This is a genomic window from Rhodanobacter denitrificans (genome assembly GCF_003335105.1).
Lineage (GTDB): Bacteria > Pseudomonadota > Gammaproteobacteria > Xanthomonadales > Rhodanobacteraceae > Rhodanobacter > Rhodanobacter denitrificans_A.
In genome coordinates this window covers 79,014-91,970 of sequence record NZ_QFWQ01000008.1, presented here as the reverse complement: position 1 = coordinate 91,970, position 12,957 = coordinate 79,014, and the positions used below count along the sequence as shown (strand labels likewise).

Here is a 12,957-nt window from a genome sequence, read left to right as displayed (position 1 = left end):
CGGCGGGTCAGCCGTCGCCGTGAAGGGCCTGCAGCGCGGCCAGCGCAGCCAGTCCGGCCGTCTCCGTGCGCAGGATGCGCGGACCCAGCCGCAGGCCTTCGAAACCGGCGGCCGTCAGCGCACTGACATCCCGTTCGCCCAGACCGCCTTCCGGGCCGACCACCAGCAGGCCGCCAGCCGCGCCGAAGCGCACTTCCCGGGACGAGCGGCCGGCTTCCGGGAGCAACGCCAGGCGCAGCGCGCCGTCCGCGGCCAGGCCATCCAGCCACGCCGGCAAGGGCAATGCCTGGACTATTTCCGGGAGGCGCGCACGACCGCTCTGCTCGCAGGCGCTGGCCGCCACCGCGCGCCAGTGCGCGAGGCGCTTCTCCGCGCGGGTCGCATCGAGCTTCACCTCGGCGCGCTCGGTCAGCAGCGGCACGATGCGGATCACGCCAAGCTCGGTGGCCTTCTGCACGATCAGATCCATCTTCTCGCCGCGGGCGACCCCCTGGGCCAGGGTCAGTCGCAGCGGCGATTCGTTGGCCAGCGAGTGGCAGCCATCAACCCGCACGACGACCTCGCGCTTGCCGACGACGAGGATCGTGGCGGGGTAGTCGCTGCCGTCGCCGTTGAACAGCGTCAGCGGGTCGCCGGCGGCCATGCGCAGCACGCGTGCGACATGCTCGCCGGCCTGCGTCGGCAGGATGCGTTCGACGCCGGCGGCAAGCGGCAGGTCGACGTGGATGCGGATGTTTCGCATGGAACGATGGGCGGCAAAATCCCAGCATAGCCGAGCCCGCCGGCGGCGGCACGGCGCCGGCGATGCGCAGCGGGACTTCCGCCGCGGATGCGGTTGCCCGGAGCGCGGGATCGGCGCAGCATGGAGATGCCTCTCCCTCGTGGCCAACGGAGGTTCCCGCCATGTCCAGACAGACTCTCGTTTCGTTCATCCTGTGCGCCGGCATGGCCGTCGGCGCGACGGCATTCGCCCAGGACGCGTCCCCCGCCGGGCAGGTACCGGCTAGCCAGGCCGGCCGATCCGCGGCCGCCGCGGCGGCCAGGTCGCCGCTCAAACCCGGCGACCGCAATTGCCTGCGCAGCACCGGCAGCCTGATTCCGGCCAAGGAAGGTCAATGCCTGCCGGTGGCGGGGCGCAGCTACAGCGGCGACGAGGTGCGGCGCACCGGCGTCAACAACACGGCGCGCGCCCTGCAGATGCTCGATCCGAGCATCAGCGTCGGCCATTGACCGGGATGTCTCTTACGGACCGGCCACGGCCTTGGCGATGCCTGCCGCGGCGATCTCCACCAGCCGGTCGATCTCCGGCTCGGTGATCACGAACGGCGGCATGAAATACACCACGTCGCCGAGCGGGCGCAGCAGCGCGCCGTGCTGCAGGCCGTGCAGGTAGACGCGCAGGCCGCGCCGTTCCGCCGCGGGATACGGCCGGCGGCTGGCCTTGTCGGCGACCAGCTCGACGGCGGCGATCATGCCGGTCTGGCGCACGTCGGCAACGTGGGGGTGTTCGCGCAGCGGCTCCAGCCGCCGCGCCAGGTGCGCGGCCAGTGTGCGGTTGCGCGCGAGCACCGGCTCATCGCGGAAGATCGCCAGCGTCTCCAGCGCCACCCGGCAGGCCAGCGGATTGCCGGTATAGCTGTGCGAGTGCAGGAACGCCTTGCCGGCGCCGTATTCGGCGTAGAACGCCCGATAGACTGCGTCACGGGTCAGCACGGCCGACAACGGCAGGAAACCGCCGGTGAGTCCCTTCGACAGGCACATGAAATCCGGCGATACCGACGCCTGCTCGCAGGCGAACAGCGTGCCGGTGCGGCCGAAACCGACCGCGATCTCGTCGGCGATGAAATGCACTGCGAACTCGTCGCATAACCGGCGCAGGCCGGCGAGATAGGCCGGGTGGTACATGCGCATGCCGCCGGCGCACTGCACCAGCGGCTCGACGATCACCGCGCAAGTCTCGTGGGCGTGGCGTTCCAGCAGTGCGCGCAGTTCGCCGAGGCGGCGCATGGCCGTCTGTTCGGCAGACTCGCCCGGCTCGCCTTCGTACGCATCCGGCGATGGCGTCAGGAACGGCGTCAGCAGCAGCGGTGCATAGGTCTTGCGGTACAGCGCCACGTCGCTCACCGACAGCGCGCCCAGTGTCTCGCCGTGGTAGCTGCCGGTCAGCGCGATGAAGCGGGTCTTCTCGCCATGGCCCTGGTTGAGCCAGTAGTGGAAGCTCATCTTCAGCGCCACCTCGATCGCCGCCGAGCCGTTGTCGGCGTAGAACACCCGATCGAGCCCGGGTGGAGTGATCCGCACCAGCTCCTCGGCCAGTTCGATCGCCGGTTCATGCGTGAAACCGGCGAAGATCACGTGCTCCAGCCGCTGCGCCTGGTCGGCGAGGGCGGCAGCGATGCGCGGGTTGGCGTGGCCGAACAGGTTGGTCCACCACGAACTGATGCCGTCCAGGTAGCGATGGCCGTCGGCATCGAGCAGCCAGGCGCCTTCGCCGCGCACGATCGGCAGCATCGGCACGCTCTCGTGATCGTGCATCTGCGTGCAGGGGTGCCAGATGTGTCGCAGGTCGCGCGCGGCGAGGGCGGCGTTGCCGCTTGCGGGATCGTTCATCCGGCTATGATCGGCCTTGCGCGACGGGCGCTCAAGCCCGCGCATGGATATATCCCGGAAAGTGATCCTTGAAACCCCTGCGAACATGCCTGGTCGGTCTCGGCGTGCTGGCGCTGGCCGCTGCCCTGCTGCTGTGGTTCCTGCCGGCACGCTGGGCGCTGCCGTGGCTCGCGCCGCGACTGCACGGGCTGCAACTGCAGCAAGTGCAGGGCAGCCTGTGGGATGGCCGCGCCGGCGCCGTGGTGGCTGCCGACGGGCGCGTGCTGGGGCAACTGCAATGGCAACTGTCGCGGCGCAGCCTGCTCGGGCAATCACCCTTGCAGTTGCGGTTGGCGGGCGCTCAGTTGTCGTTTTCCGGCAAGCTGCGGCGTCTCGCCGATGCACGCATCGCTGTCGACGACGTCGACGCGCGCGTGCAACTGGCCGCGCTGGATGTCTACACGAGGTCCCCGCTGGGCCAGCCGCGCGGCGAACTGCAACTCGCCATCGCGCACGCGCTGCTGCAGGGAGGCTGGCCTGTGCAGTTGCAGGCACATGCGTTGTGGACGGAGGCGGCCGTACGTACCCTCGACGGCAACCTGGCGCTGGGCACGTGGCAGGGCCAGGCGCAAGCGACCAGCGGAGTGATCCATGCGCAGTGGCGGGATGACGGCCACGGTCCGCTGCAGGTCGTCGGCGACCTGTACCTGAGCCCGCTGGGCTGGCGACTGGACGCGACGCTGCGCGCCCGACAGACTGACCCGGCGATGCGCCACTGGCTGGCCACGCTGGGAGCGGTCGCGGCCGACGGCAGCGTGCATGTCCGGCGCAGCGGCGGACTGGCCGGCGGCACGCCGGCATCACCCACCCACTGAGGACGCGAGACGAACATGAATTCCGATACCGCCGCCATCGCCCTGGCGGCCGCACGCGAAGCGGCGGCGGCCGCGGCCGAGGTAATCCGGCACTACTGGCGGCGCGGCGTCGAGGTGGAGCTGAAGTCAGACGCGACCCCGGTGACGGTCGCCGACCGCGAGGCCGAGCAGGCGATCCGCCGGATCCTGCAGGCCGCGTTGCCGCAGGCGTCGATCTACGGCGAGGAGTTCGGCCTGGACGGCGAGCGTGGCGGCCTGCTGTGGCTGGTCGATCCGCTCGACGGCACCAAGAGCTTCGTGCGCCGCACGCCGTTCTTCTCCACCCAGATCGCGCTGATGGAGCGTGGCGAACTGGTGCTGGGCGTATCCAGCGCGCCGGTCTACGGCGAAACGATGTGGGCTGTTGCAGGCCAGGGTGCGTGGCTCGACGGCGAGCGTGTGCGGACGGCGGATACGGCGGAGATGGCGCAAGCCTCGCTCTCCACCGGCAACGTCAAGACGCTCACCGGCGACGCGCGCTGGGACGCGCTCGGCGCGCTGATCCGCGACAGCAACCGGATCCGCGGCTACGGCGATTTCTGCCACTACCACCTGCTGGCACGCGGCAGCCTGGACCTGGTGATCGAGTCGGACGTGAACATCCTCGACATCGCCGCGCTGGCGGTGATCGTGCGCGAGGCCGGCGGCGTGTTCACCGACCTCGACGGCGCGCCGCCCACGCTGGACACGCGCAGCGTGCTGGCCGGCACGCCGGCGATCCACGCGCAGGCCCTGCGGCGCCTGCGGCGTTGAGCCACGCGAGCTAGAATGCCCCGATGCGCAAACTACCGATCATCCATGCCACGCGCGACGTCGGCGACAGCCATTTCCTGCACGTCGAGCAGCTCGACCTGGAGTTCTCCAACGGCGAACGGCGCACCTACGAGCGGCTGAAGGGCAGCGGCCTGGGCGCGGTGATCATCGTGCCGATGCTGGACGACGACACGGTGTTGCTGGTGCGCGAGTACGCTGGCGGACTCGGCCGCTACGAGCTGGGCCTGCCGAAAGGGCGGCTGGACCAGGACGAGACGGCCGAGCAGGGCGCCGAGCGCGAACTGAAGGAGGAGGTCGGCTACGGCGCGCGCCGGCTGAAGATCCTGCACAACCTGTCGCTGTCGCCCTCGTACATGACGCACATGGCGCATGTGGTGCTGGCGCAGGACCTGTACCCCGAGAAGCTGGCCGGCGACGAACCGGAGGAACTCGAGGTGGTGCCGTGGAAGCTGTCCGAGCTGCACACGCTGCTGGGTCGCGACGACGTGACCGAAGGGCGCTCGATCGCCGCGCTGTTCATGGCCCGCGAGTACCTCGCCGGGCGCTTCCCGCGCACATGAGCACGGCGCCCGCTTTCGCCCGCCAGGTCGGCGAGATCGCCCGCGCCGCCGGGGACGCCATCCTCGAGGTCTACCACGGCGACTTCGCGGTGCAGACCAAGGACGATGCCTCGCCGCTGACCGCTGCCGACCTGGCCGCCCAGCGGGTCATCATGGCCGGTTTGGCCGCGCTCGACCCGGTACTGCCGGTGCTGTCGGAGGAGGCGAAGGCGTTGCCATGGTCCGAGCGCCGGCACTGGTCGCGCTATTGGCTGGTCGATCCGCTCGACGGCACCCGCGAGTTCATCAAGCGCAACGGCGAGTTCACCGTCAACATCGCCCTGATCGACGATCGCCGCAGCGCGCTCGGCGTGGTGCTGGCGCCGGTGACCGGCGAGCTCTACGTCGCGGAACGCGGCCAAGGGGCGTGGCTGCAGGCCGAGGCCGGCGCCCCCTGGCAACGCATCCACACGCGCGCGCTGGCGCACCCTCCGCTGGTGGCCGGCAGCCGTTCGCATGGCGGTGTGCAGGGCGAGCGGCTGCAGTCGCTGGTCGGCAGCGACTACCAGCTGGTGCCGCTGGGCTCGTCGCTGAAGTTCTGCCTGATCGCGCGCGGCGCGGCGGATGTCTACCTGCGCCTCGGCCTCACCAGCGAGTGGGATACCGCCGCCGCGCAGTGCGTGCTGGAGGAGGCCGGCGGAGCGGTGCTCGACCTGGCCGGCCGCCCATTCCGCTACAACCGCGGCGAGTCGCTGCTGAACCCCGAATTCGTCGCGGTGGGCGACGGCACGATCGACTGGGCGGCACGGCTGCCGGCGCCATGAGCGACACCACTCGGCACAGCCTCGACGACCTGCTCGCGATCATGGCGCGCCTGCGCGACCCCGAGCGCGGCTGCCCGTGGGACGTGCGGCAGGATTTCGCCTCGATCGCGGCTTACACGATCGAGGAAGCCTACGAAGTGGCCGACGCGATCGACCGCTGCGACTGGCACGACCTGCGCGATGAACTGGGCGACCTGCTGCTGCAGGTGGTGTTCCATGCGCAGATGGCGGCCGAACGGGGCCTGTTCGATTTCGCCGATGTCGCCCACTCGATCAGCGCCAAGATGGTGCGCCGCCATCCGCACGTGTTCGGCGACACGCGCTACGCCGATCTCGACGAGCAGATGCTGGCGTGGGAAGCGATCAAGACGGTCGAGCGCGCGGACAAGGGCGCGCCGGCGGACGACAGTGCACTGGCCGGCATCTCCGGCGGCCTGCCGGAGTGGAAGCGCGCGCAGAAGCTGCAGCAGCGCGCGGCCACCACGGGTTTCACCTGGCCCGGCCCCGAACCGGTGCTGGACAAGCTGGCCGAGGAAGTGGACGAGGTGCGTGCCGAATTCGCCAGCGGCGCCGATCCGGCGCGGCTGCAGGACGAGATCGGCGACGTGCTGTTCGTGGCGGTGAACCTGGCGCGCCACGCCGGCGTGGATTTCTCGCAGGCGTTGCGCCACGCCAATGCCAAGTTCGAGCGGCGTTTCCGCCGGATGGAACAACTGGCCGCGGTCGAGGGCGCCGCGTTCGGCGAGCGCACGCTGACCGAACAGGAACAGCTCTGGCTTCGCGCCAAGCAGACGGAACACCCACCCTAGAGCCGGCGCGACGGCGCCATGCCATCGCGCCGGCCATGGCGGACCTTGGTGGAAATTATCTGGCCGCCGGTGCGGCCTCCCCGGCACGCTGCCGCCAGGCGGCGCGCATCTCCTCGCGCTCGGCGCGCATCTTCGCCTCGCTGGCCAGGTTCTCGTCCAGCCCCTTGCGCAGCGTGGCGATGGCCTGGTCCACGTTGGTCGGCTGCGCCTGCAGGCGGGCCAGCCGCTGGTAGACGTAGTCGCGCACGCGCGGATCCTGCGACTTCGCCAGCACGTCGTTGTAGACCGACGCCATTTCCTTGCCGCGACCGGCCTGCACGTACAGCCGTTCCAGCCCGTGCAGATCGCCGATCACGCCGCTGCCCCGGTGGTCGAAGCCGTGCATGCGCATGCCGTGGTCGCGATCGCCGCGAATCACGCGGGTGTCCTTGCCGGCCGCTGCGGGGGGAGCCGATGGCGGGGACGGCGTACTCTGGGCCATCACGAACGAGGCCGATCCGGCGATCAGCACGGCCAGTGCGGAAGCGAGCAGGGTTTTGCGGTGCATGATGGGTCTCCTCGTCAGGTAGACCAGGGAAACGCGGCCGGCCCGGGTGCGTTGACCGCGGCGCCCACGCTTCCGTCATGCCTGCAACCTTTCTCCCGCCGGCTGCATCCCAGACGGGTCGACCACCCAAGGAGAGTTCCATGCGCCGCCTTCTCACCGCAGCCCTGCTGCTCGCCCCGATCGCCGCCTTTGCCGCCACGCCGTGCAAGTACGAAGCACCGCGCAACCTGCAACTCGACCTGGCCGGTGTGCACGGCGTGCAGATCGACGTGAACAGCCATGATCTTCACCTGACCGGCAGCAGCAACGCCAAGGGCCTTACCCTGCACGGCCGCGCCTGTGCTTCCGAACAGGCGGCGCTGGACAAGCTGCAGGTCACCCAGCGGCGCGAAGGCGACCAGTTGCTGATCGATATCGGTGGCAGCGGCGGCTTCGGTTTCAGCCTGTTCGGCGGCAGTTCCTACACCAGTCTCGACGTTACCGTGCAACTGCCGGCGAACCTGCCGGTCACCGTGCGCGTGGGTTCCGGCGACGCCGACGTCAGCGGCGTGCAGCAACTGCAGACCAGCGTGGGCTCGGGCGACCTGCACGTGCGCCAGGTGTCCGGCAAGTTCGCCACCAGCGTGGGTTCAGGCGATGTCGATGCGGCCGACGTCGGCAGCCTGGAGCTGGGCTCGGTGGGCTCCGGCGACTTCAAGGCCACGGGCGTCAGGGGCGACGCCCGGATCGGCAGCATCGGCTCGGGCGATGTCACGCTGCGCAGCGTCGGCGGCAGCGTGCATGCCGATACCCTGGGCTCGGGCGATCTGAACGTGCACGACGTGGCCGGTGATCTCAGCCTCGGCGCCAAGGGCAGTGGCGATGTCGGCCACTCCGGCGTGAAGGGCAAGGTCAGCGTGCCGCACGACGACGATTGATCGCGACGCTCAGCCCAGCCAGAGCCAGGCCAGGTATGCCAGCGGTGCGCATGCCAGCAGGAACGGGATCGACGCCAGGTGCAGCAGCCGCAGGCCATGCGGCTGCTTCGCCAGGCGCAGCGCGATCAGGTTCGCCAGCGAGCCGATCGCGGTGCCGAAGCCGCCCACGTTCACCGCCACCGCGAGTGCGATCGGATCGGGCGCGCGTTCCAGCAGCAGCACCGTCGCCGGCACGTTGCTGATCAGCTGCGAGGCGACGATGCCACCGGCGTACAGGGTCAGCGGCTGACTGAAGTCGAACCGGTCCAGCGCCTGCTGCACCAGGGGCAGGTTCGCGAAGTGGCCCAGGCCCAGGAAGATCGCGGCGAACGTGAGCAGCAGCAGCCAGTCGATCCGCGCCAGGCTCGACCGCGCCAGCAACGCGAACAGCGCCAGCAACAGCAGCGCGCCCAGCGGCGCGTGGCCGTATTCCATCATCAGCACCATGCCGAGCAGCGCGGCCATCGAACATGCGCCGAGGCGGGTCGAAGCCACGATGCCGTCGATCCGTTCCGGGCTCAACGCCACGCGGTCGCGCGGCAGCCACAGCCAGGCGAATGTCGCCACCAGCACGAACATCACCGCCGCGGCCGGCAGCATGGCCGCCGCGAAATGCAGGAACGGCAGCTGCGAGTGCTGCCACAGCAGCAGGTTCTGCGGGTTGCCGATCGGACTCAGGGTGGAACCCGCGTTCACCGCCAGCGCCTCCAGCACCACCATGCGCAGCACCGGCAGATTCGAGATGGCGCCGATCGCCAAGGTCAACGGCACGATCAGGAACAGGCTCACGTCGTTGGTCAGCACCATCGACAACAGCGCCGTCGCGGACACCAGCAACAGGCCCAGGCTGCGCAGCGAATGCGCGCGTGCCACCACGGCCACCGCCGCATGCTGCACCAGGCCGCTGTCGCGGATGCCCTGGATCGCGATCAGCAGGCCGGTCAGGCCGGCCAGGGTCGGCAACTGCAGCCAGTGCCGATAGCTCGCCAGCGGTTGCGGGTCGAACACCGCCAGCGCGATCGCCAGTGCCGCAAACAGCCACAGCAGCCACTCCTCCTTGAGGCGCTGTCGTGTGCGGCTTGCGATCATCGGGAAGTCCGGTGGGGCGTCGGCGTACTTTATCAGCCCGTCCTTCGATGCCGGCTCAACCTTCGCGCAGCAGCCGCATCGGCGGCGTGTGGCTGACCCTGCGGGTGCCAGCCAGGCCCAGCAGCATCACCACCAGTGCAGCGCCGACGGCACCGCCGAGCAGTGGCCACAGCGGCGGCACGAAGTTCTCGATGTGGAACACCGCCTGGCCCAGCCACAGCCCGGCACCGGCGGCACCGAGCGCGGCGGTGAGGCCGGCGACCAGCCCGAGCAGGGCGAATTCGCAGGCGGCGGCCACGCGCAGTTGTGCGCGGCGCGCCCCCAGCGTGCGCAGCAGGGCGGCTTCGTGGCGACGCTCGGCCGCGCTGGCGGCGAGCGCCGCCGCCAGCACCAGCGCGCCGGCGAGCAGGCTGAAGCCGAGAATCCAGCGCACCGCGTTGCCGACCCGGTCGACGATCTCGCGCACGCGGTCGAGCAGCGAGTCGACGTCGACCAGGCTGAGGTTGCTGTAGTCGCGCGACAGCTGCGCCAGTTCGGCGGCATGCCCGCGCGGCAGGTGGAAGCTGGCCAGCCAGGTATGCGGCAGGTCGCCGGCGTGGGCCGGGTCGAGCAGCAGGAAGAAGTTGACCCGGAACGAGCTCCAGTCGACCTTGCGGATACTGCTGACCTTTGCGTCGATGCGGCCTTCGCCCACGTCGAAGCTCAGCGTGTCGCCCAGCTTCAGCGCGAACATGTCGCGCCACATGGTGTCGATCGACACCTCGGCCTCGGTCGGCTGCGGACCCTGCCAGCGGCCGGCGACCACTTCGTTCGCGGGCGGCAGTCCGGCGGACCAGGACAGTCGGAGCTGGCGGTCAGCCCAGTCCTTCGCGCGCTCGTCGGCGAAGGCGAGCTGGTCGATCGGGCGGCCGTTGATCGCGGTGAGCTTGCCCACCGCCAGCGGCAGCATGTTGAGCTGGTCGCCGCCAGCCTTGGCGAGCGCCTGCTCGAAGCCGGCACGCTGGTCGTCCTGCAGGTTCAGCGCGAACCAGTTCGGCGTGTCTGCCGGCAGTTCCTGGCGCCAGCCCTGCAGCAGCGCCGGCGCCACGATCGCCAGCAACAGCAGCGCGCACAGGCCCAGGCTGAGCGCGGTGGCCTGGATCACACTCAGCGCCGGCCGCCGCGCCAATGCGGCCAGGCCGAGCCGCAACGCCGGGTGTGCGCCCGGTGCAATGCGCCGGGCCAGCCACAGCAGCAAACCGGCCAGCAAGGCTGCGATCAGCGCCACGCCGAGCAGGCTGGCGGCGAGGATGCCGGCCAGGGCGAGTGAACTGCTCTGGCTCCAGATCAGGCCCAGCGCCAACAGCGCCGGGATCAGGTACAGCGCATCGAAGCGGCGTACCCGTCGCTGCATGCTCTGGCGGAATACCGCAACGGGAGCGACTTCGGCCAGCCGCGCCAGCGGCGGCAGTGCGAAGCCGACCAGCACGGCGATGCCCATCGCGGCGGCGGCGAACGATGGCGCCAGCGGCAGCACGGTCGGCACGTTGCCGAACAGCTGGCTGGCCAGCAGCCAGGCCAGTTGCGCCAGCCCGAGCGCGAGCAGTACGCCGAATGCGGCGGCCGGCACGGCGAGCGCGCCCAGCGTGCCCAGCAACAGGCCCAGCACGCGCCGTCGCGACGTGCCCAGCGCACGCAGCAGCGCCACTTCGGCGGTTTTGCGTCTTGCGTAGCGCTGCGCGGACAGCGCGATCGCGATGCCGGCCAGCAACGCCGAGAGCAGGGCGGTGAGGCGCAGGAACGCGCCGGCGCGGTCGAACGAGGTGCGCATGCGTTCCTGGGTCTGTTCCGGCGTGATCAGCTCGGCGCCCTGCGGCAGCGTCGTCGTCTGCGCCCAGTCGCGCCAGGCCTGCACCGCGGCCGGTGTACCGGCCAGCAGCAGGCGATGGCGGGCGCGGCTGCCGGTGCCGAGCAGTCCGGCCTGTTCGGCGTCGGCCAGGCTCATCAGCGCGCGTGGGGCCAGCGCCAGCAGTTCGCCGCCGTCGGGCTGGCGCACCAGTTCGGCGGCGATGGTCAGCTCGCGTCCGCCGAGTTGTAGCGGCTGTCCGACCTTGAGGCCCAGCGCCACCAGCGCACGATGGTCGAGATAGACCTCGCCGGTGGCCGGGGCGTGGCTGTTGCGCGTGCGGCCGGCGGCATCGCGCAGTTCCAGTTTGCCGCGTAGCGGATAGTGCGCATCGACGGCCTGCACGTCGAGCAGTTGGGTCTGCTCGTGGGCGAATGCCACGCTGGGGAAGCTGGCGGTGCGGCTGAGCTGCAGGCCGTCCTGGCGCGCCTTGTCGACGAATGCTTCCGGCAGCGCCTGCGGCGACGACACGCCGGCGTCGCCGCCGATCAGCTCGGCGGCGCTGGCCAGCATCCCGCGTTCGATTCGCGTCGCCAGCGTGGCGACCACGCCCAGCGCCACCACCGCCAGCACCAGCGAAGCGGCCAGCGTGCGCAGTTCCGGCAGGTGCCATTCGCGGCGCAGGCTGCGCAGGGCGAGCAGCAGCATCTTCATGCCTGCGCGTTCGTGCCGGACGCTACGACGCGGCCCTCTTCCAGCTCGATCCGGCGATCGCAGCGCGCGGCCAGGGTCGCATCATGGGTGACCAGCACCAGGGTGGTGCGATGGTCGCGGTTCAGCGCGAACAGCAGGTCGCAGATGTGGTGGCCGGTGCGCTGGTCGAGGTTGCCGGTGGGTTCGTCGGCGAACAGCACGCGCGGGCCGTGCACGAACGCGCGGGCGATTGCCACGCGCTGCTGCTCGCCGCCGGAAAGCTGGGCCGGGTAGTGCCGCCGGCGCGCGCCCAGCCCCACCGCTTCGAGCGCGTCGCGTGCGCGCTGGCGCGCCGCGTTGCTGCCTTCCAGTTCCAGCGGCAGCATCACGTTCTCCTCGGCGGTGAGCGCGGGCAGCAGGTGGAACGACTGGAACACGAAGCCGACCAGCCGCCGGCGCAGGTCGGCGCGGGCCTCCTCGTCCAGTTGCTGCAGCGCATGGCCGTCCAGCACGATGCGGCCGTCGTCCGGCGTGTCCAGCCCGGCCAGCAGGCCGAGCAGGGTGGTCTTGCCGGAGCCGGAGGCGCCGACGATGGCGAAACTCTCGCCCGGCCGCACCTGCAGGCTGACCTGGCTGAGGATCTCCAGTCTCCCCTCGGGGCCGTTGACCGACTTGCTAACATCGCAGGCTTCAAGAAGAGGCCGGGAAGAATCGCTCATGCGTCGATGCCTGTGGTGGCTGGTTTTTCTGTGCGGCATCGGCAGCGCCCAGGCGGCGGCGCCGAAAACCGTGCTGGTGCTGGGTGATTCGTTGTCCGCCGCGCACAACATCCCGCTCGAGGCCGGCTGGGTGCATCTGCTGGATGCGCGTCTGGACCAGATGGTGCCGAAGTGGCGTGCGATCAATGCCAGCATCAGCGGCGAGACCTCGCTGAGCGGACGCAACCGCCTGCCGGCCCTGCTGTCGAAGTACCGGCCGGACGTGCTGGTGCTGGAACTGGGCGCCAACGACGGCCTGCGCGGCCTGCCGCTGCCGGCGCTGCGCGACAACCTCGACACGATGATCCGCACCGCGCGGCAGGCGAAGGTGCGGGTGCTGCTGGTCGGCATCGAGCTGCCGGTGAACTACGGCCCGCGCTATCGCGACGGGTTGCGCGCGATCTACGCGGAACTGGCGCAAAGCCGCCACGTCGCCCTGGTGCCGTTCCTGCTCGAAGGCGTTGCACTCGACCCCATGCTAATGCAGGCCGACGGCCTGCATCCGGTGGCCGCCGCCCAGCCGCGGGTGCTGGATACCGTATGGAAGCCGTTGCGGCTGTTGCTGCATTGAAACCGAACCGGCTCTGAACCGTCATCGCCGGCTTTCACGCGGCCGTCACTTGTGCGCCGGTTATCTCTT

Annotated in this window: 14 protein-coding genes; 8 read left to right on the top strand and 6 right to left on the bottom strand. The window is 70.4% G+C overall.

Features of this window, described 5'->3' with window-relative positions; genetic code table 11:
* Window positions 1-7 precede the first annotated feature (7 nt).
* A complete protein-coding gene (locus DEO45_RS13500) occupies window positions 8-742 on the bottom strand; it encodes a 16S rRNA (uracil(1498)-N(3))-methyltransferase (protein WP_114344602.1) in 735 nt (244 codons plus the stop codon).
* A 161-nt stretch (window positions 743-903) separates the two neighbouring features.
* Here DEO45_RS13500 and DEO45_RS13495 point away from each other — a divergent pair, with 161 nt between their 5' ends.
* The gene (locus tag DEO45_RS13495; protein ID WP_189339757.1) at window positions 904-1,230 is read left to right on the top strand and encodes a hypothetical protein; all 327 of its coding nucleotides are present in this window, start codon (window positions 904-906) and stop codon (window positions 1,228-1,230) included.
* 12 nt (window positions 1,231-1,242) lie between these two features.
* Here DEO45_RS13495 and DEO45_RS13490 read toward each other — a convergent pair whose 3' ends face one another.
* Window positions 1,243-2,610 carry an adenosylmethionine--8-amino-7-oxononanoate transaminase gene (locus DEO45_RS13490; RefSeq protein WP_114344598.1) on the bottom strand — a complete coding sequence of 456 codons (1,368 nt, stop codon included), beginning with the start codon at window positions 2,608-2,610 and terminating at the stop codon, window positions 1,243-1,245.
* Window positions 2,611-2,678: 68 nt separating this feature from the next.
* Here DEO45_RS13490 and DEO45_RS13485 point away from each other — a divergent pair, with 68 nt between their 5' ends.
* From DEO45_RS13485 to mazG, 5 genes are read left to right on the top strand one after another with little or no spacing between them, the layout of a single operon-like run.
* On the top strand, window positions 2,679-3,464 hold the full coding sequence (locus DEO45_RS13485; RefSeq protein WP_114344596.1) for a type II secretion system protein N: 786 nt from the start codon (window positions 2,679-2,681) through the stop codon (window positions 3,462-3,464).
* Between the two features lie 15 nt (window positions 3,465-3,479).
* The gene (locus DEO45_RS13480; protein WP_114344594.1) at window positions 3,480-4,256 is read left to right on the top strand and encodes an inositol monophosphatase family protein; all 777 of its coding nucleotides are present in this window, start codon (window positions 3,480-3,482) and stop codon (window positions 4,254-4,256) included.
* Window positions 4,257-4,279: 23 nt separating this feature from the next.
* The gene (gene nudE, locus DEO45_RS13475; protein ID WP_114344592.1) at window positions 4,280-4,837 is read left to right on the top strand and encodes an ADP compounds hydrolase NudE; all 558 of its coding nucleotides are present in this window, start codon (window positions 4,280-4,282) and stop codon (window positions 4,835-4,837) included.
* Entirely contained in the window at window positions 4,834-5,640 is an 807-nt protein-coding gene (gene cysQ / locus DEO45_RS13470; protein WP_114344590.1) for a 3'(2'),5'-bisphosphate nucleotidase CysQ, read from the top strand. The genes nudE and cysQ overlap by 4 nt, the downstream gene beginning before the upstream one ends.
* Entirely contained in the window at window positions 5,637-6,449 is an 813-nt protein-coding gene (mazG, locus tag DEO45_RS13465; protein WP_114344587.1) for a nucleoside triphosphate pyrophosphohydrolase, read from the top strand. Before cysQ ends, mazG begins: the two co-directional genes overlap by 4 nt.
* A gap of 55 nt (window positions 6,450-6,504) precedes the next feature.
* On the opposite strand, the gene DEO45_RS13460 is transcribed toward mazG, so the two are convergent.
* Window positions 6,505-6,996 carry a hypothetical protein gene (locus tag DEO45_RS13460; protein WP_114344585.1) on the bottom strand — a complete coding sequence of 164 codons (492 nt, stop codon included), beginning with the start codon at window positions 6,994-6,996 and terminating at the stop codon, window positions 6,505-6,507.
* A 140-nt stretch (window positions 6,997-7,136) separates the two neighbouring features.
* On the opposite strand from DEO45_RS13460, the gene DEO45_RS13455 reads away from it, so the two are divergent.
* Window positions 7,137-7,913 carry a DUF4097 family beta strand repeat-containing protein gene (locus DEO45_RS13455; RefSeq protein WP_114344583.1) on the top strand — a complete coding sequence of 259 codons (777 nt, stop codon included), beginning with the start codon at window positions 7,137-7,139 and terminating at the stop codon, window positions 7,911-7,913.
* A gap of 9 nt (window positions 7,914-7,922) precedes the next feature.
* Here DEO45_RS13455 and DEO45_RS13450 read toward each other — a convergent pair whose 3' ends face one another.
* Genes DEO45_RS13450 through DEO45_RS13440 form a run of 3 tightly spaced genes read right to left on the bottom strand, consistent with a single transcriptional unit; the run spans window position 7,923 to window position 12,278 of the window.
* Window positions 7,923-9,041 (bottom strand): SLC13 family permease, encoded by a 1,119-nt coding sequence (locus tag DEO45_RS13450; protein WP_114344581.1) that lies wholly within the window; start codon window positions 9,039-9,041, stop codon window positions 7,923-7,925.
* Between the two features lie 55 nt (window positions 9,042-9,096).
* Window positions 9,097-11,580: an ABC transporter permease gene (locus DEO45_RS13445; protein WP_114344578.1), complete on the bottom strand. Its 2,484-nt coding sequence runs from the start codon at window positions 11,578-11,580 to the stop codon at window positions 9,097-9,099.
* Window positions 11,577-12,278, bottom strand: a complete 702-nt coding sequence (locus tag DEO45_RS13440) for an ABC transporter ATP-binding protein (RefSeq protein WP_114344576.1) — start codon at window positions 12,276-12,278, stop codon at window positions 11,577-11,579. The genes DEO45_RS13445 and DEO45_RS13440 overlap by 4 nt, the downstream gene beginning before the upstream one ends.
* On the opposite strand from DEO45_RS13440, the gene DEO45_RS13435 reads away from it, so the two are divergent.
* Window positions 12,277-12,888 (top strand): arylesterase, encoded by a 612-nt coding sequence (locus DEO45_RS13435; protein ID WP_114344573.1) that lies wholly within the window; start codon window positions 12,277-12,279, stop codon window positions 12,886-12,888. The two genes, DEO45_RS13440 and DEO45_RS13435, sit on opposite strands and share 2 nt — an antisense overlap.
* Window positions 12,889-12,957: the final 69 nt, after the last annotated feature.